This is a genomic window from Microcoleus sp. AT8-B5, from assembly GCF_036705565.1.
Classification (GTDB): Bacteria; Cyanobacteriota; Cyanobacteriia; order Cyanobacteriales; family Microcoleaceae; genus Microcoleus.
Genome location: NZ_JAUBUY010000043.1, coordinates 19,040 through 38,278 on the forward strand (window position 1 = coordinate 19,040; position 19,239 = coordinate 38,278).

The following is a 19,239-nucleotide window of genomic DNA, read 5'->3' on the forward strand; positions in this document are numbered from 1 at the left end:
ATATTTTTTCAGGCGGTGAAACGTGGGCGTTGCAATCATTACTGGCTCGGCGGGTTTAATTGGCTCTGAGGCGTGTCAGTTCTTTGCCAAACAAGGCTTAGATATAGTTGGGATCGACAATAATATGCGCCAGTTCTTTTTTGGTGCTGATGGTTCCACAAACTGGAACCGCCAACTGCTCGAAAAGTCTTTGGGTACCAAGTATTATCACTTAGATGTGGACATTCGCGACTATGAAGCGATTACCAATATCTTTCAGCGGTACGGCGAGTCGATCGAATTAGTAATTCACACAGCAGCCCAGCCCAGCCATGATTGGGCTTCCCGTGCTCCGAAAATAGACTTTACAGTCAATGCCAACGGCACTCTCAATCTTCTAGAAGTAACTCGCCTGTACTGTCCCAAAGCGGTTTTTATTTTCACTTCTACAAACAAAGTATACGGCGATACGCCTAACAATTTGCCTTTAATTGAATTAGAACACAGGTGGGAAATTGAACCCGGGCATACTTACGAAGGTGGCATTCGTGAAGATATGTCAATCGATCAGTGCCTGCACAGTTTGTTTGGTGCTTCTAAGGTAGCTGCTGACGTTTTAGTACAAGAATACGGTCGATATTTTAATATGAACACCGCTTGTTTTCGCGGCGGCTGTTTGACAGGTCCCAATCACTCTGGAGCTCAATTGCACGGCTTCCTAGCCTACTTGATGAAGTGTGCTGTCACGGGAACTCCTTACACCGTGTTTGGCTACAAAGGCAAGCAAGTTCGCGATAACATTCATAGTGCTGATTTAATCTCGGCATTTTATGAATTTTATAAAGCTCCCAAAAGCGCCCAAGTTTATAATACAGGAGGAGGCCGGTACAGCAATTGTTCGATGTTAGAAGCTATCCAGATGTGCGAGGCAATTGCGGAACGCAAGTTTAATTGGACTTATGCTGAAGGGAATCGCATTGGCGATCACATTTGGTGGATTAGCGACAATTCAAAATTTTCCAGTCACTATCCCAACTGGAAAATGAAATATAACGTTAAACAAATCCTACAGGAGATTTATGAATGTAACCGCGAGCGTTGGCTGAAAGAGGATTCCAATGATTGAGTGGGGCAAAAAGAATGTGCTGGGAATTTCGGTAAACGAGTGAAGAATACAAAGTTAAACAAATCTTAGGGGAGATTTATGAGTGTAACTGCGATCGTTGACTTAAAGAGGTGCTCCATGATTGATAAAGGGAAAAAGAATGTACTGGGCATATTAGTAAATGCCGTTAATTATGAAGCGGCGGTTAGCAAAATTATTGCGGCAGCCAGCGCCGGAAAACCAATGTCAGTTTCTGCCCTAGCGGTTCACGGGGTAATGACTGGGGTTCTCGACAGCACTCATCGTTATCGGATTAATCACATTGACTTAGTATTGCCAGACGGACAGCCCGTCAGGTGGGCATTAAATTGGCTATACCATACGGAATTGCCTGATCGAGTTTGCGGGCCGAATGCGATGTTACAAATCTGCGAACGTGCGGCAGAAGAAGGATTACCTATCTATTTGTACGGATCTCAAGCTTCTGTACTGGAAGCTTTATCTCGCAATCTCTGCCAGCGTTTTCCCAAGTTAATTATTGCTGGAACTCAGCCTTCTAAATTTAGGCAGGTTTCGCCCCAAGAGAAAGAAGAAATTGCACAGCAAATTCGCAACAGCGGTGCAGCAATTACTTTTGTCGGTTTAGGGTGTCCGCGACAAGAAGTCTGGGCTTACGAATACCGGGATGACTTATCAATGCCGTTGATTGCTGTAGGTGCTGCTTACGATTTTCATGCGGGTAATTTGGCTAAATCTCCTGACTTTTTATCTAAAATAGGTTTGGAATGGCTGTTTCGGATGATTAAGGAACCTCGGCGCCTTTGGCAGCGGTATGTTTTTTTGAATCCGCTTTATATCTGGCTGTTTTTGCTACAAGCTTTGAAAATCAAACAGTTCGACCCCACAGACGCCACGCCGCCTGTAGAAGAAGTATTATATGGTTGAAATTTAAACGTTTCTGGTGAATTATGGGCGATCGCAAGTAAAAGCTAAAAAAGCAAACACATCGTAACTAATCGTTTTGAGGTGCAAGTGCGATCGCCTGTTCAAAAAAACTTCTATCAAATCCGCTGACATCGGAATTATAGTGGGAGGTTAAGAGTTCGCTATCCAAATCGCGAGTTCTTAACATCCCACTGAGATGATCTGAATATATTAGGGCTTGCTGAATAATCGATCGCATATTGCGTGGCGAAAGGTTTCGATCGCGCGAGCGAGAGTAAAGTCGCCGTGATAAACAGGTAAAATAGGTCAAAACCCGTGCATAGCCACCTGCGATCATGTACAGAAAAGCTGAGCTTGCTCCCCTCCAACCCTTAGACTTTGAACTAACCAACGGATGTAAATTGTCAGCCCTCAACCGTTGGGTAAAAATGGCCCAAATAATCCCGTGGGATGAATTTGAATCAGAATATGCGGCTAACTTCCCGACAGCGCATGGTGCACCAGCCAAATCTTTTCGGATGGCGTTGGGAGTATTAATCATTAAAAAAAAACTGGGAATTAGCGATCGTCCAAGAGTAGAACAGATTAGGGAAAACCCCTATCTACAATACTTTATTGGTCAATCAAGCTACAGTAACGAGCTACCCTTTGACCCCTCTCTATTAGTTCATTTTCGGCAACGAATTAGCCAGAATCTAATTAATAAACTTAACGAACGAATGGTTGAAAAAATCCGCTCCATCACCCCAGTTAAACCATAAAAAAAAAGGATTCGGACGCCAAAAATGAGTCACCCAATCGCGGAAAATTAATCATAGATGCTACCTGTGCCCCAGCCGACATTACCTATCCGACCGACTTAGGACTATTAAACAAAGCCAGAGTTCATACCGAAAAAATTATAGACATCCTGTATAAACAGATCAAATATCAAACCAGTAAAAAACCAACAACCTACCGTAATCTAGCAAGAAAAGACTACTTAGCAGTAGCTAAACAAAGACAGCCCACCCGAAACAAAAGAAAACAGGCACTAAAAAAACAGCTCCAATATATTAAAAGAAATCTACCTCATATTCAACAGCTAATCGATGCAGGTGCGACCATAGAATGCCTGAACAAAAAGCAATATAAAACCTTGCTAGTCCTTACAGATGTCTATCGCCAACAGCAATGGTTATTTGATAATAATAAACAGAGTATTGAGGATAGAATAGTAAGTTTAAGCCAACCCCACATCCGTCCGATAGTCAGAGGAAAAGCCGGAAAAAGCGTAGAGAGGCGAGCCAAACTATCAGCTAGTTGCTTTGAAGGGTATGTATTCTTAGATCGGATGAGCTGGGATAATTTTAACGAATCAGGAGACTTAAAACAATAGTTCGGACAGTTTTTGGCCCAATGGCTTATGCTCGCTTGACTTTGAGCCACTGTGGATAATTAAATCAATGTCAGCTCCACCCCTGACTTACATTTAATTCGACTTTTTTATGCTCCTTGCCCCGCGTAAGCTTGTAGTATAGTTCCAAAAACTGTCCGGACTATTGTTAAAGAATTTGGAGATAATTATGTAATTAATTTTGCTTGACTACTTAATTTTCATAAAAAATATAAATTAAAGTTAAAAAAGTTAGACTAAAAAAAGTTTGATGGCTTTGATTTTTGAAAAATACCAGTAATATCATCACATCTGCGGAATGTGGGTTTTAGCTTAACTTGTCAGTAATGACGGCGCACTCATGAGCGGGCTGGGCACTGATGGCGCACCTTACCCCAGATGGCGACTCAAAGAATTTGTTGGCCCTACTCCTATATATCTATTGTTCATATTTATAGTTGGTCGATCGTCCTTGACGCTACCCATACCTGCCGCTGCACCTCGGCCTCATCAGCTACACCCCTAACTTTTTCGTTGTTAACAGCCCCAGAGTTACCTCAAATGTAACGAAATATTACAAGATGACGCTAAAGCAGCATAGAGGCTTGACAGCAAAGAATTAAGCGGCTAATCTGATATACATACCCGGGTAAGTCAATTCACTGTCCTATGCAAGAAAAGCAAAAAGTTACATTGTATCTTCCACCAGAACTGCATCGCCAGCTCAAAATCCGAGCCGCAGTCGAAACTGAACCGATGTCATCAATTGCAGAAAGGGCAATTGTCTTCTACCTAGGAAATCCCGAACTGGTTGACGAAGTAGAAGCCTCCTACGGACAAACCCATCGGGTATACAACTGTCCAGAATGCACGGGTTCAGTAGTAATGCGAGATGGAGAACTGGCATCCGTAACAAGTCAGCCGAGCGTATTGGCTGAACAGGATCTTCCAGTAAAGCAGGTGTCGGGCGTCAGTGCCAGCACGGCAAAACCGGGAGAGGAAGAATTGGTTCCCTGCTAAGAATGCCTTGCTTCCCCAAAAAGCTAAAACTGAACATTTCAGTAAGAGGGCTAATGGCAGCATTGAGATTCAGCAAAGATAGCACCGTCTCTAGTGGGTCGAGGAATATGCAAGAAGAGATCAGTATTCTAATCCAAGCTCAATATCCTCTGATCTACCTCGTGACATCCGAGGAAGAGCGGTGTGAGCAAGCAATTTCGACAATAGCTCAAGCAAAACCACAGCGACGAGTATTTATCTGGACTGTAACTCACGGCATTGTGGAGTATGGTCAACCCCGCACCACCACCCAACACAACACCGTCTCGCCAGAGGCAGCAATTGAATGGGTGATCAGGCAGCGAGAACCCAACAGTAACGCTAGCATCTACATTTTCAAAGATTTGCATCCTTTTATAGATTCTCCTCCGGTAACGAGGTGGTTGCGCGATGCGATCGCCCACTTCAAAGGAACGCAAAAGACAATTATACTGATGTCTCCTTTGCAGCAAATTCCGATCGAGCTAGAAAAGGAAGTAGTGGTATTAGACTTCGCGTTGCCAGACATGAAGGAACTAAACCAAGTATTGTCTGGTCAGTTGGAACAAACGAAATCGCGACGCATTACCACAGAAGGGCGAGAAAAACTTTTAAAAGCAGCCTTGGGATTGACCAAGGACGAAGCTGAAAAAGTTTATCGCAAAGCTCAAGTTTCGACTGGGCGCCTCACAGAAGAAGAAGTAGACATAGTTCTTTCGGAGAAAAAGCAATTAATTCGGCGCAACGGCATTCTAGAGTTCATTGAAGAAGACGAAACCCTGGATGCAGTCGGCGGCTTAGAAGAGCTGAAGCGGTGGCTGAGACAGCGTTCCAACGCCTTTACAGAAAGGGCGAGAGAATACGGTCTGCCCCAACCAAAAGGGATGTTAATTCTCGGCGTACCGGGATGCGGGAAATCGCTGATTGCCAAGACCACCTCCCGCCTCTGGGGACTGCCCCTGCTGAGGCTAGATATGGGTAGAGTCTACGACGGCTCGATGGTGGGTCGATCGGAAGCCAACCTCCGCAATGCCCTCAAAACCGCAGAATCCATCTCTCCAGCCCTCCTCTTCATCGACGAACTAGACAAAGCGTTTGCAGGAGGCACTGGTTCGGCCGACTCAGACGGAGGCACCTCCAGCCGGATTTTCGGTTCGTTCCTCACTTGGATGCAAGAAAAGACTTCCCCAGTCTTCGTAATGGCAACAGCCAACCGAATCGAGCGGTTGCCGGGAGAATTCTTGAGGAAAGGCAGATTCGACGAACTCTTCTTTGTTGATCTGCCTACCAAAGAAGAACGCCAAGATATATTTAAGATTCACCTGTCAAAGCGCCGTCGGGAAATTACTCGCTTCGATTTAGAGCAACTTTCCAATGTTTCCGAGGGCTTTTCAGGTGCAGAGATTGAGCAAGCGCTAGTAGCCGCAATGTACGAAGCCTTCGCTCAAGATCGAGAGTTTACGCAGCTAGACATCATCGCGGCCATTAAATCCACAATGCCACTGTCTAAAACAATGACCGAACAGGTCACCGCCCTGCGAGATTGGGCTAGACAGCGTGCACGGCCCGCTGCGTCTTCCGTCGCTGAATATCAGCGAATGGAATTTTAAAAGCTTTCTCCTGGTCCAAACAGGAGCAAAGGCTAGCAACAGCTAGCAGTTCGATTCAAGAGCCGCCAAGCGGCACCGTTAAATCCAGACCGTTGTTGTTTCTCTCTCAGTTTTATTAGGAGGAAATCCAATGTCTCACTTTAGCACACTGCGTACCAAAATCACCGATGCCGAAATCCTGAAAGCTTCCCTGCGCGACTTGGGCATTTCAGTCAAGTCAGAAGCTGATGTTCGTGGCTATAACGGTCAGCGCGTTCGCTCCGACATCGTGGCGATTCTGGAAGGCGAATATGACCTGGGTTGGTCTCGCAATAGCGATGGTTCTTTTGACCTGATTGCCGACCTCTGGGGCGTCGCCAAAAAGCACAATCAAACTGAGTTAATCAACTCCATCAACCAGAAGTACGCAGTCAACAAGACCTTGGCAGCAGTCAAGCAGCGCGGTTTGCAAAATGCCAACGTTAAGCTGGTAGTGCAAAACTAATTGAACTGCATATTTCCAAGCTCGCGGGTTAACCAAACAAACGGGTTAACCCGTTTTTAGATCGCTAGGAGGTAGAGGGGGGTCTTTGGGCCGCCACATACTTTTTTAGCACTCCCAAGCAGCAGCTTTCAACCTGAAAGCTGCTGCTTTATCCTTTAATGGTCGGCTTCCTAATGCTTAGGACAATCGTCGATCGTTTGTTGAGAAATTTCAAGTATTCGATCGACTTTGCGTTCCCAATCAAAAGGCTGCCGGACTCGTTCCCGTCCCGCACAACCCATACTCTGCCGCAATTCTGGTGACTGAGCGAGCTTGAGCATCGCATCTGTCAGTCCCTTGACAAAGCCTTCTCTGGAAGCGGGTTCTACTAAAATACCGCAAGTGGAATTCAGATAAGGATCGCGAATTAAATAATTTACACTCTTGAAAGTGGGGAGTAGGGGATGGGCTGATAGCCCGCCCTTTCTGGACGGGCTATAAGAGCCCATCCCACAAGAACCATCACGCATTGTAAGTTATTTAATTCTCATTCCTAATCTGCCGGGCCGCCCCAGTTCGTTGCTATGACGGGCAAGCCCACTGCCATTGCCTCCATCACCACTGCCGGGCCGCATTCCCGCACACTGGGGAAAACCATTGCATGAGCTTGTTGCATTTTGAGGGCGCACTCCCCCTGAGACAGCCAGCCACTAAATACAACGCTGCTGTCGATGCCTAAGCGAGCTGTTTGAGCTTCGAGTTCCCCTCGGATTTGCCCATCACCGATGATTTCCAACCCACATTCGGCACTCTCAACTGGCACATAGGCGGATTGAGGGGGGAAATTTGATACTCCCCACCGATGAATCGGGGGGATTCTTGATTAAGACCACAAAGGGACTTTCAAAGGCGTTATCAATGCACCTCTACCCACTCAGCGATTGCACAAATCCAAGCCTTGCGTATATTTTGTTTGTTTGTTTATGCTTTCAGAGTCCATCACAACGCCAGATAGGTACGCTCAATAATTCACTATTGCTTGTTTGGTCAGGCTACAGTCAAGCTGAGACGAACCAAAGAAAGGAGTTTCACCTTATTAAATTATTTCAACACGTGGATGGTTATTCTTAATCACGTTATAATTATACCGCTTTGTATTAATACCAATTCACTATGAAGGTACACGCTCATGTAGGCTAAAAGTAGAGGAGATGCAATATGGGCAACAAATTTAAGGTAGAAATCCCGGAAACGGTTGAGGAACTAGAGCATCGACTCGAACGGGCTATAACCGCAGTAAGTAAAGAAAAATTACTGCTATTATACTGAATTGCCACCAAAAAAATCAAAACAAGAGAAGAATTAGCCACGATGCACCGATCGAGACGAATCAACAATATATCGTTGGTTAAGAGCTTACAAATAAGGTGGAATTACCTCATTACTCACAGTAAAAAAAAGCTCCCGGTAAGACTCCACATATACCGCCCGAAGTTAGATAAAAATTAATCAAAAAACTGCAAGAGCCAGAGGGGGAAACAAGTTATGGCAAATTACAGATATGGCTAGAAAAAGAATGCGGAATCAAAGTGAGCTATAAAGTCGTACATGACCTAGTTCATTATAAATTAAAATATTACCTCTCTCGTCCCAAGACCCCAAAGCAATAAGGTGAACGAAGTTGCACAGACAAACTTTTAAAAAAAAAACTGTGGGAGATTATCAAAGTAATGATTAAATATTTCGGAACAGGACAGCCTGTAAGGATATGGTGTCAGGACGAGAGTAGATTTGGATTGATTACTATGCAGGGCATGATGATTACATTGAAGGGGATAAAACCAGTCGGAAAAAAGCAATGGAAGCGAGGAAAATTCTATGTGTATGGAGTTGTATAGCCATAACAGGTGAACTATATTATCAATAATTTTCTCAGCTCAATCACAACTGCTTTCAAGAGTTTTTACATAAATTTGCTGAAAAATACTCAGACTATTTCAATCTAATTATCATGGATAATGGTAGCTTTCATAAAGCTCTCTTATTAGACTGGCATGACCATGTAATGCCAATATATTTACCTGCCTATAGTCCTGAATTGAATCCGATTGAAAGATTGTGGGAACATACAAAAAAAGACCTCAAGTGGGAAAATTATTCGAGTTTAGATAAACTCAAAGAACAGGTAGATATAATTATCAAATCTCTCACGAATGAAGAAGTTTTATCTCTCTGTGGTTGGGACTATATCCTTGAAGCTATATTAAGTGCAGGTTCATAGTGAATTGATATTAGTGAGAAAAACATTATCATTCTCGAAAAAGCTATAAAATCAGATCGGGGCAATCTGGAACGTCATCCACGAATATAACCAACAAGTCAGAAAAAAAATGGGGATTGCATAACAATATCGATTGTTTTTCTCTGTCCTTTACAAAAAAAAATACCAAAATATGTTCGATATTGTTGCCAATATTCCAAGGCGACTAAGACATCTTCTTCGAGAGTTAGGATGGTGCGAAGTCCTCTTCTGTCTTTATTATTTTCTACAGCAAAGTTCACCCTTGGCGTTAACTATTGCTTTGAGGGTTTGAATGTTGATACCAAATCAACGTGGAAATTGACAAGATTGCAAATTTATATAAGATTGATTTTTCGTGATTTACTTATTGTGTAATGACAACAGAACTTTCTAGCATCTTATCCTGTCTATGGCAAGACAAGAGTGAAAATAAGTTACGAGTTGGGATTCAATTAACTCAAGCAAAATGTTTCATTATATCATAAAATTATTTTACAATAGGTCTAAGCTGTTGGGCATCTAAATTGTATTTTTGGGGCGGGCTAAGAGTGCCAAACCCTACTCCCCACAAGACTTTTTTTAAATTTGACTATACAATTTAAATGCACTGGGAGCATCTCATATTTGTAAAAACACTTCTTCTGGGTCCTTCCTTCTTCCTCTTCCCTCTTCCCTCCTGCCTCAAAACTCCTGCCTCAAAACTCCAATTTCTAGCGGAGGCCTGCTTTCATTGAGATGCTCCCAATGCACTTCAGCTTAAGCTCAATGTAACGCAGGCACGGAACACCCTAACCAGGGTGATATGCGCCTGCGTTATCAAGAATCATCTCAATACAAATGAACCCTAACTATTCATCGGCAATCTACCAGATGCAGCCCGCTGCATGGTACTAACTCGCAGCGAGTTAGAGAATATTCCTTGACCTTGCAGTTCAGGGATAGCAGGTTTTACTTCTACTTTTACCACCCTGGCTGTGCAGATAAAAACCGTTTGATCGGCTAAATGGAAAGTCAACCAAGGTTGATTTAACAAATTCAGCAGTTCTTCTTGTAGTTCTTGTGCAGGTATCGGAATAGTGAAAGTTTCAGCCTGACCTTCCACATAATGAAATGTCACTTGAGTTGTGTTCTCTTTATCTTGAGTTAATTTGGCAAAAGAACCGGCGCGCATAAATTTTGCTCCCCAACTTTAGACTATAAAAAAAATCAGAATTAAATCTAAAAAATTTGAATTCTGAATTGTTTAACTTTAACCTGTGACAGGGCTGAGGCAGAACTCAGAAGACTGAAGGCAGAATTAAATCGAGTTCAGCCTTCTAGTTTATAGCTGATTCCTGCGATCGCCTATACGTTAGCAGAAGATGTTGGCATCGCACTCATTTTCTCTAAATCTAGAACTTTTGCCAAGTCTTCTGCACTCATTAAACCCCTTTCTAGCACAATTTGCCGCAAAGATTTGCCGGTTTCTAGAGATTCTTTGGCGACAGCGGCGGCGTTGAGATAGCCGATGTGAGTGTTGAGGGCGGTAACGAGGGCGAGACTGCCTTCTGCGTAGGCGAGACATCGATCGCCCTTAGCTTCAATTTTGGCGAGGCATTGTGTAGTCAAAGCGCTGATGGTATTGCCCAAAATTTCGATGCTGTGAATGAGATTGTAGGCAATCAGGGGCATCATCACGTTCAATTCTAATTGTCCCGCTTGGGCGGCAAGGGCGATCGCGCTATCGTAACCCATAACTTGAAAACAAACCATCGATGTCATTTCTGCCATCACAGGGTTGTATTTTCCCGGCATAATTGACGAACCCGGTTGCACAGGAGGCAGTTGAATTTCTTTCAAACCCGTTTTCGGCCCGGAGTCCATCAAACGCAAGTCATGGGACATTTTAACGCAATCCTGAGCGAGATTTCGCAGTGCACCGGAGACATTTACAAACGGTGCCATACTCTGCATAGCAGCCATTAAATGCTTTGCTGGTTTCAGGGGGTGGTCAATTAATTCGGAGAGAATTTCAGCAACTTTTTGACAGTATTCAGGATGAGTATTTAACCCGGTTCCTGCCGCACTTCCCCCCAATCCCAGGGATGTCAAATCATCGGATGCCCTGTCAATTCTCAAGGTATGTTCTTTCAGAATTTGCGCCCAAGCGCCGAAGGTGTCGCCGAGTCGAACCGGCACAGCATCTTGCAGGTGAGTGCGGCCGGATTTAACAATATCTTTGAATTCTTCGGCTTTGTTTTCTAGGGCGACTACGGCATCCGACAAAGCCGGAAACAGAGTTTTTTCTAACGCCAACAATCCGCCAATCCGAATCGCCGTCGGAATCACATCATTTGTCGATTGACCGTAGTTTACATGATCGTTAGGACTAACGCGCTTGTAATTGCCTTTTTCATCGCCCATAATTTCCAAAGCGCGATTTGAAAGAACTTCATTAACGTTCATGTGGTGAGAAGTTCCGGCGCCGGCTTGGTAGACATCAACTACAAATTGATCGCGCAATTTGCCAGCTAGGATTTCATCTGCTGCTTGGACAATTGCTTGACTGATGTCTTGGGGAATGCAGCCTAGTTCACCATTGGCGATCGCCGTTGCTTTTTTAATTAAAACACAAGCATCAACGTATGTTGATAAAGGCTTAATGCCGCTAATCGGGAAATTTTCAATAGCCCTTAGAGTTTGGATGCCATAATAGACATTAGATGGGATTTGTTTGTCTCCCATCGAGTCGCTTTCGGTGCGATAGGTTGCGGTTGGCTTTTGAGTCATATCGTCTGGTTTGTGAGAATTAGGAATTGGGATTTTTTTTAAGAATGCTGACTGCCACTGCTGTTTTACCGCGTCGGCGGACTCAGTAAAATACAAGTCAATCGATTTTCGATTTTCGATTTTCGATTTTCGATTAAAGAATTGAAGCATTGACCCCACGGATAAACTGGGGGGGCAAGTTTATCGGATACAGGTTTTTTATTTCTCCACGGATGAATCCGGGGGCTTGTATCCTGGATGCTTTCGCTCACGATTGTAAATAATTATCTCACACTCCGAGTTAAATCTCAAATCTCAAATCTTAAATTAAGATTATTTACCTAAAAGTGTGCAAGAATAGTTGTGTAATTCCGAGTTGTTTAGAACGCCTCCTTCTGTACTTGAGCAGATAAATTTGCGTGCTTAAAAATAAATATTAAACCAGAATTTGAATTTTTGTCACAAAAATTCAAATTACAAATCGGGGAAAGTTGTTATATTTGGTAGCACAAACAATTTTGCAGCAGGCGAATTGCCAAAAATTATGCCGCGTTACCAAACCATAGATGATGTTCCTACCCTCCAAGAGGCACTGGAAGGAATAATTGTTGAAGATTTAAAAAAGCTGAATGCACTGTTGTCGGGCGATCGTAAATTAACCCGCAAAGCTGACCTGGTTGCTGGGATTAAACAGCAAATGCAGGGAGAAAAACTTAAGCAAGTTTGGGCGCAATTAGACGATTTGCAAAAAGCGGCCGTAGCGGAAGTTATACACGGGTCAGGTGGTGGCTATGATGCGGATGTATTTGTGGCGAAATACGGACAACAACCAAACTGGGGAACAAGCGATCGCTATGGATACAACCGAGAACCATCCCTACTATGCTTGTTCTTCTACGGCACTGCGATACCCTACGATCTTGAAGAAAAATTGCTGAAGTTTGTGCCAAAACCTCAAGCAACTTCCTTAAATCTGGTTGGCGATGTACTGCCAGATAATTTTATGGTTCGTGTAGAAAAACAGAACTTTCGTACATCTAAAATAGAGGTATCCGAGTACGAACTTCCCTTGACAATTTTTGAAATGGAACGGGCAGCCCCAAAGGATTTGGAAGCAGTTTTGCGTCTGATTCAGTCGGGCAAAGTTGCAGTTAGTGATAAAACCGCATTACCTGGTGCCGCAACTTTGAAAGCGATCGCCGCTGTATTGCAAGGGGGTGATTTTTATAACGACGAACAGCGCCAAGCTACCTTGGAAAAGGGCGATATATTCTACGAGGTTGGTAACATCAAATCCTTTGCTTGGGCAGCGATCGCCCAAGCAAGCAAATTCGCCGAACTATCGGGCAAAAAGCTAGCTTTGACCAAAGCGGGACAGAAAGCTTTGCAAGAATCACCTGCCAAAGGATTACAGACAGCATGGAAGCGCTGGTTAAAAACAAACACTTTTGATGAATTTCGCCGCATTGATGCGATTAAAGGACAAACCGGCAAGGGCGCGCGGGGCATGACAGCGGTGGCGGGGCGGAGAGAGGCGATCGCCTCAAGGCTAGCAGAATGTCCTGTCGGTAAATGGGTTCTGTTTAGCGAATTTAGCAGGTATATGTTGGCAACTGGGAATCGGTTTGAAGTAACGCGCGATCCCGACAATCTCTATATTTCTGAATTTGGGTATGGTAACTTAGGATATTCGGGCAGTCACGATTGGCATATTCTGCAAGAAAGATATATGCGCTGCCTGTTGTTTGAATATGTTGCTACCCTGGGAATAATTGATGTTGCCTATGCCGATCCGTCCCTCATCCCCAGCGACTTTGACGATCTTTGGGGAACGGACGATTTGAGATTTCTCAGCCGCTACGACGGCTTAATTTCTTTTCGCATGACAGCTTTGGGGGCTTACTGTTTGGGATTGACTCAGAATTACACCCCGCCAGCAATTGAGTTCCGTCAAACACTCCGCGTACTGCCCAATTTAGATATTGTTGTAGCAGGAGAAGGCATCGCGACATCAGATGCGATCGTCCTCGATCTCTATGCTAAAAAAGTTTCAGATGTCGTCTGGCAACTCGATCGACAAAAGCTATTTACCGCCATTGAAGCCGGATACCCGCTAGCAGAATTTAAAGAAGTTTTAGAGACAAGAAGTATCGAACCGCTACCCGAAACTGTACAGCAATTTCTGACGGATGTTACAGAACGATCGAATAGTTTGCAAGATGCAGGAACTGTCAAGTTAATCGAATGTGCTAACGCCCATTTAGCAGTGTTGATTGCCAATGATTCCCGTACCAAAAAATTCTGTCAGCTAGCGGGCGATCGCACTTTAGCAGTTCCATTATTCCAGGAAACTAAGTTTCGCAACGCCCTGCGGCAAGTCGGCTACGTCTTACCCCAGCGGGATAAATAGTAATACCATTTCTCTAAAATCGTGCAACACTCTTTGACCCCCCCTAGCCCCCCCGCTGCATTGCGGGGGGAACAAGAATACTGTTGCATTCTTTTTTTAAATTGGTATAAGATTGTGTCCGGTGGTATCGATCGCACTTGCGCCAGGATGCAGCAGTCGGATACAAATTCTGAAATTATTACTCAGATTATCGCCCGACTCCTTCACCGCTACAAGTATCTATAGCAATCCTAAATCATTTGTGAGTTTCTTACTCCCTCCCCTTACCAAGGGGAGGGTTGGGGTGGGGTAAAAAATTTATGACTCCTGCAAGGATTGCTATACAACCAATTAAAATTATCTGCGTTTATCTGCCTTTTATCTGCCTTTTATCTGCGATCGCAACAACCTATGAATTATGTTCCCGAAAATGCTTTGATCGTGCAAAGCGATCGATCGATCTTACTAGAAGTTCACGCCCCCACAGCACAACAGGCGCGAGAAGCGATCGCCCCTTTTGCCGAATTAATCAAAAGTCCCGAACACATCCACACCTATCGCATTACGCCCCTCAGTGTTTGGAATGCGCGGGCGGCGGGAATGCCAGTTGAAGACGCGATCGCAGCTTTGCGAAAATATGCCAAGTATGCCATTCCTGAGTCCGTAGCGCAGGAAATTGAACTGTTGGGGACGCGATATGGATTAACTGTAATTGAAAGAATCGATGCGGCTAGCCCGGATTTACAACTGCGAATTGCCGATTTGCCCCTAGCGGAATTGCTGGTACGGGACGATCGCGTTAAACCAATGTTGGGCAAGCGCATCTCGGATCTTTGCTTTCAAGTCGATGCCGGGAATCGCGGCGTACTCAAGCAAGCTTTACTAGCGGTGGGCTATCCGGCAGAAGATTTGGCTGGATATGTTGAGGGTGCCGAATTAGGGATTTCTTTGCGCGATCGTACTTTAGCGGACTTGCCCTTTAATTTGCGTGCTTATCAACAAGAAGCAGCAGAGGCATTCTATCAGGACGGGGAGGTAAAAGGTGGAAGTGGGACGATCGTCCTACCGTGCGGGGCTGGTAAAACCATAGTCGGGATGTTAGCGATGAGTTTGGTAAAGCAAAAGACACTCATCCTCACCAGCAGTTTGACTTCAGTGCACCAGTGGCGCAGGGAAATATTAGACAAAACGAGTTTAACTGAGGATGCGATCGCTGAGTACAGCAGTGTCACCAAACAGACGGCTGCTGTCACCCTATCGACTTACCAAATGCTAAGTTATCGATCGAATAAAGATGATGAATTCCCGCATTTCGAGTTGTTTAACGCCCAATCGTGGGGACTGATTATTTATGATGAAGTCCATCTATTACCTGCACCGATATTTCGGATCACCGCTGAATTGCAAGCACGACGCAGGTTAGGTTTAACTGCGACATTGATTCGCGAAGACGGGAAAGAAGGCGATGTTTTCACATTGATTGGGCCCAAGCGCTATGACGTACCTTGGCGCGAATTGGAAGGACAGGGATTTATTGCGACTGCGAATTGTACGGAAATCCGTGTCGCCCAAAATGAGGCGGAAAAAATGGAATATGCCCTAGCGCCCCGCCGCAATCAGTTTCGGATTGCTGCGGAAAATCCGGGTAAGTTGGATGTGGTACAAAGTTTGTTGCAAAAGGAGGCGGGACACCGTATTTTAATTATTGGTGAGTATCTCGAACAGTTGGATGCGATCGCCAAAATTACCGAATTGCCTCTGATTACGGGGAAGACAAAACAGGCAGATCGCGATCGGTTATACGAAGCATTCCGTCACAAAGAAATTCCCGGATTAATTCTATCTCGCGTGGGCAATTTTGCCGTCGATTTACCCGATGCCGATGTGTTGATTCAAGTATCGGGAAAGTATGGTTCTCGCCAAGAAGAAGCCCAGCGCCTCGGACGAATTCTCCGCCCCAAACCCGACGGACATACTGCGAGTTTTTATACATTAGTATCGCTACAAACTTGCGAGGAAGATTTTGCCCGACACCGCCAACTGTTTCTGACTGAACAGGGCTACAACTATCGCATAGAAGTTCAAAAAGATGTTTAGTCAGCCTTGCATAATAGACCTCTTACAATATTAACGCGCTTGTAGTTGCCTTTTTCATCCAACAAGTTGCTACACTATTAATAACCGCATCCTCACCCACATTTATGCTTCCAACAATCTTCGCCGCTATCGCTCCCTACATCTCAGAAGTGCTCTCACCCATCGCCCGAAATATCGGCTACAAACTAGGAGAAGCCTTCGGCAATAACTCTCAAAAGTACCGAGATATTCTGATTCCCGCTCCCAATAACTCATCTGATTCGACTGAGATAGAGCGAGCAAAACAGCGTTATTCTCAAGAAATGCTGGAATACGCGAAGGCGAAAGATACCAGAGATCGGGAATTGTTAAAGCTAACAGTAGCACAAACAGCGCGTCGCATTGAGTTACAGGAACAGGAACAGCGAGACAGACTGAAGTTGGCAGCCTTGCAGCGGGATTTGATGCGGGAATTGCAAGCAAAGGATATTCAGGTCAAGCTGGCTGAAATTCAAACAATTTGGGATAAAGATACTTGGTTTTCTAAGTTGAATCGAGAAGAAACTAAGCAGATTTTACTTCAGCAGCAACACCGCCTCTTAATCTTACTATCACCGCCCAAAATTAGCAAGCGATGCCCGGAAACATTCTGTGAAGATTTGCCAATTGAGATGAGAAGTGTGGGAGATTTTCTCAGACAGCATTATCCTCAACAGGATGTCTTACGCCCAGTTAAGTTTTATAGCGACTATTTCACTGAGTCGATTGGTGATATTGATGTGGAACGCTTGCAGCGAATTTTATCTCCGGTTCCTACTACAATTTTATATAGCGATATCAGCGACTATGCGGTAACTTTTCGCGTCGGCTTTTGGGGATTCCTGAATAATCAAGAAGTCTCCCTGTTTTCTACCAAAGTTTTTGACTGGGAAGAGGCAAAAGATGCACTTTTAGCATCTGGGGTAAGTGAGAAAAAAGCCCTCCGCCTGATTCGGCAGTTGATTGTAGCGATTCACAAGTTACTGGCTGGATTTTTAGCGGATTTGTATTATCTCAATATTGACCCTAGCTATGAACCTTTGTTATTTAATTTAAAAGATGAATTGGCTGAATATGGATTAGCAGAAGAATGGGTAAAACCTTATTTTGATATTCTTCAGGATATTCAGCGGCGACAGGGAGAACAGTATGAACAGGAGTTGAAAAAGCTGATTGAGCAAGTAGAAGCGGAACGTCAATCTCAAGAGGCTGCCAAAGCTGAAGCAAAACGCCAACAACAAATAGAAGAAGCTGCCAAATGTGAAGTAAAAAGCCCACAACAAATAGAAGAAAAAATTCTTAGAAAAACTCACTCCTTCAAATGTGTAAAAACTCTTAATGGCGTAGGTATGCCATCTGTTGATTGCGTAGTTATTAGTCCAGATGGCAAGACTTTTGCTAGTAACAGCAGTGGAAATTGCAGCAAACTTTGGAATTTGCATACAGGAGAGGTGATTCGTACTTTCTCTGGGCATTCAGTTGCGGTTTATTGCGTTGCTATTAACCCTCATGGAAAAATTTTAGCTACTGGAAGTTATGACAGAACAATTAAGCTGTGGAATCTAGAAACTGGACAAGAGATTACCACTCTCAAGGGTCACTCAAGTTTAATTCGGTCTCTTGCTTTTAGTCCAGATGGAGAAACTCTTGCTAGTGGCAGTCAAGACAATAGTATCAAACTGTGGAATCTGAAAAACGGGCAGGAAATTCGCACTCTCACTGGACATTCATACTCGCTTTGGTCTGTCGCTATCAGCCCGGATGGAAACACTCTGGTTAGTGGCAGTTATGACAATACTATCAAGGTTTGGAATCTGAAAACCAGACAGGGATTTCGCACTCTCACAGGCCATTCACAGTCGGTTTTTTCCGTTGTCATCAGCCCGGATGGACAATTTATTGCTAGTGGTGGTGGAGACAACAATATCAAGCTTTGGCCTCTGAAAACCGGAGAGCTAACTCACACTCTCACAGGGCATTCACAGTCGGTTTTTTCCGTGGTCATCAGCCCGGATGGACAAATTATTGCTAGTGGTAGTGGAGACAACACTATCAAGCTTTGGAATCTGAAAACACAGGAAATTCACACTCTCACAGGGCATTCAGCCCAGGTTAATTCGGTCAGTTTTAGCCCGGATGGGCACACTCTGGTTAGTGGCAGTAATGATGGCAGTATCAAGATTTGGCGGTGTGATGGGTGAAGTAAGAGGGAAAGATGAAAATTAGGGCGCGATTTGCAAACATGGAACTACAAAACTTGACTGCGTGAGAAATAAACCGATAAACGCTTAGGGAAGGTAATTCAAATGTCAGAAACAATTAATTTTGAGCAAGCAGTCTTAGAGAATCTGCGACAGTTGCCAGCGGAAAAACAACAAGAAGTGCTCGACTTTGCACAATTCCTGGTGCAAAAAGCGGAACAAAAAAAGCACTTACCCAGCGAAAGTTCTGAGTCTAACAGTTCGTCAACAACCGAACCTACTCTCAAGCTATCACTTAGAGAAATTGCTAGCCTGCCAATAGCAGAACGCCATAAAATACTAGCACCATTTATACCTGCTACAGCCGAAGATTTTTTGACATATCCTGAATTAACCGAGTTTTCGGCACTCGATGGCGAAGACTGGGAGGATGACAGAATTCAAAAACTCTCAAAACTATATTCATCCTCAAAAACTTCCGACCAAGCAAGTGAGGTTAATTGACATTTTTTACCCATTTCATCCTCGGCATCTTTCACCGCAACTTGAAAACATTTCTCCCAGATAGACTCAATAAAATCACGATTTAAACTAGGCATTTCTTCTTGACTTTCTTCAATCTCTCGCCGCGCCGAACGAATACTAATAGCCCAGCTAGCTGTTCGTTTTTCAGGTTGATTTTTCCATTTAATAACATGAAGCATTAAACGAATTAACTGGCTTTTTAATGCTCGTTTTTCGGTTCTTCCCATTGCTTCAATTAAGGATTCTAAACCTGCCGTTGCTTCCATAGATTTTCCTTCTTTGAGAAGTGTCTGGACTGTGACAGCCGTTTGATAATGAGAACACACTGCTAACCAGTCCCAATCTTGTTTAGTCAGCATTGCCCTATCCTTGAAATTGCTTATATTCCTAAATTTATCATAAATCAATAGTTATGGCAATCGGCGGTTGAATCCAGATTTCGTA

15 protein-coding genes and 2 pseudogenes are annotated in these 19,239 nt (G+C 44.0%); 11 read left to right on the forward strand and 6 right to left on the reverse strand.

Features of this window, described 5'->3' with window-relative positions:
• Positions 1–22 precede the first annotated feature (22 nt).
• Positions 23–1,105: an NAD-dependent epimerase/dehydratase family protein gene (locus QUB39_RS23455; RefSeq protein WP_333211141.1), complete on the forward strand. Its 1,083-nt coding sequence runs from the start codon at positions 23–25 to the stop codon at positions 1,103–1,105.
• A 117-nt stretch (positions 1,106–1,222) separates the two neighbouring features.
• Positions 1,223–2,029: a WecB/TagA/CpsF family glycosyltransferase gene (locus tag QUB39_RS23460; protein WP_333211143.1), complete on the forward strand. Its 807-nt coding sequence runs from the start codon at positions 1,223–1,225 to the stop codon at positions 2,027–2,029.
• Positions 2,030–2,096: 67 nt separating this feature from the next.
• Here QUB39_RS23460 and QUB39_RS23465 read toward each other — a convergent pair whose 3' ends face one another.
• Entirely contained in the window at positions 2,097–2,366 is a 270-nt protein-coding gene (locus tag QUB39_RS23465) for a hypothetical protein (RefSeq protein ID WP_333057266.1), read from the reverse strand.
• Here QUB39_RS23465 and QUB39_RS23470 point away from each other — a divergent pair.
• From QUB39_RS23470 to QUB39_RS23485, 4 genes and pseudogenes are all read left to right on the forward strand, one after another.
• Positions 2,365–3,401: pseudogene (locus QUB39_RS23470) on the forward strand (IS5 family transposase); the annotation flags it as partial. The gene QUB39_RS23465 and the pseudogene QUB39_RS23470 sit on opposite strands and share 2 nt — an antisense overlap.
• A gap of 672 nt (positions 3,402–4,073) precedes the next feature.
• Complete coding sequence (locus QUB39_RS23475) at positions 4,074–4,424, forward strand: hypothetical protein (protein WP_006635783.1); 351 nt, start codon at positions 4,074–4,076, stop codon at positions 4,422–4,424.
• Positions 4,425–4,531: 107 nt separating this feature from the next.
• The gene (ycf46, locus tag QUB39_RS23480) at positions 4,532–6,052 is read left to right on the forward strand and encodes a stress-responsive protein Ycf46 (RefSeq protein WP_333057291.1); all 1,521 of its coding nucleotides are present in this window, start codon (positions 4,532–4,534) and stop codon (positions 6,050–6,052) included.
• 130 nt (positions 6,053–6,182) lie between these two features.
• Positions 6,183–6,536 (forward strand): DUF1257 domain-containing protein, encoded by a 354-nt coding sequence (locus QUB39_RS23485; RefSeq protein ID WP_006635781.1) that lies wholly within the window; start codon positions 6,183–6,185, stop codon positions 6,534–6,536.
• A 170-nt stretch (positions 6,537–6,706) separates the two neighbouring features.
• On the opposite strand, the gene QUB39_RS23490 is transcribed toward QUB39_RS23485, so the two are convergent.
• Both QUB39_RS23490 and QUB39_RS23495 read right to left on the reverse strand, forming a co-directional pair.
• Positions 6,707–7,045, reverse strand: coding sequence for a hypothetical protein (locus QUB39_RS23490; RefSeq protein ID WP_333057267.1), 339 nt, complete (start codon positions 7,043–7,045; stop codon positions 6,707–6,709).
• A 23-nt stretch (positions 7,046–7,068) separates the two neighbouring features.
• Positions 7,069–7,338 (reverse strand): glycosyltransferase, encoded by a 270-nt coding sequence (locus tag QUB39_RS23495; RefSeq protein ID WP_333057268.1) that lies wholly within the window; start codon positions 7,336–7,338, stop codon positions 7,069–7,071.
• Between the two features lie 1,125 nt (positions 7,339–8,463).
• On the opposite strand from QUB39_RS23495, the pseudogene QUB39_RS23500 reads away from it, so the two are divergent.
• Positions 8,464–8,796: pseudogene (locus tag QUB39_RS23500) on the forward strand (transposase); the annotation flags it as partial.
• A gap of 865 nt (positions 8,797–9,661) precedes the next feature.
• Here QUB39_RS23500 and QUB39_RS23505 read toward each other — a convergent pair.
• Positions 9,662–9,988 (reverse strand): hypothetical protein, encoded by a 327-nt coding sequence (locus QUB39_RS23505; RefSeq protein WP_333057269.1) that lies wholly within the window; start codon positions 9,986–9,988, stop codon positions 9,662–9,664.
• A gap of 173 nt (positions 9,989–10,161) precedes the next feature.
• Positions 10,162–11,586, reverse strand: a complete 1,425-nt coding sequence (locus QUB39_RS23510) for an aspartate ammonia-lyase (RefSeq protein WP_333211168.1) — start codon at positions 11,584–11,586, stop codon at positions 10,162–10,164.
• A 523-nt stretch (positions 11,587–12,109) separates the two neighbouring features.
• Here QUB39_RS23510 and QUB39_RS23515 point away from each other — a divergent pair.
• The 4 genes from QUB39_RS23515 to QUB39_RS23530 all read left to right on the forward strand — a co-directional run bounded on the left by QUB39_RS23515 (position 12,110) and on the right by QUB39_RS23530 (position 18,774).
• Positions 12,110–13,975, forward strand: a complete 1,866-nt coding sequence (locus QUB39_RS23515) for a hypothetical protein (RefSeq protein WP_333485172.1) — start codon at positions 12,110–12,112, stop codon at positions 13,973–13,975.
• Between the two features lie 390 nt (positions 13,976–14,365).
• Positions 14,366–16,051 (forward strand): DNA repair helicase XPB, encoded by a 1,686-nt coding sequence (locus tag QUB39_RS23520; RefSeq protein ID WP_333485173.1) that lies wholly within the window; start codon positions 14,366–14,368, stop codon positions 16,049–16,051.
• A 104-nt stretch (positions 16,052–16,155) separates the two neighbouring features.
• Positions 16,156–18,270 (forward strand): WD40 domain-containing protein, encoded by a 2,115-nt coding sequence (locus QUB39_RS23525; protein ID WP_333485174.1) that lies wholly within the window; start codon positions 16,156–16,158, stop codon positions 18,268–18,270.
• Positions 18,271–18,375: 105 nt separating this feature from the next.
• Positions 18,376–18,774, forward strand: coding sequence for a DUF2281 domain-containing protein (locus QUB39_RS23530; protein WP_333485175.1), 399 nt, complete (start codon positions 18,376–18,378; stop codon positions 18,772–18,774).
• Here QUB39_RS23530 and QUB39_RS23535 read toward each other — a convergent pair.
• Positions 18,711–19,154, reverse strand: coding sequence for a DUF29 domain-containing protein (locus tag QUB39_RS23535; protein WP_333485176.1), 444 nt, complete (start codon positions 19,152–19,154; stop codon positions 18,711–18,713). The genes QUB39_RS23530 and QUB39_RS23535 overlap by 64 nt on opposite strands.
• Positions 19,155–19,239: the final 85 nt, after the last annotated feature.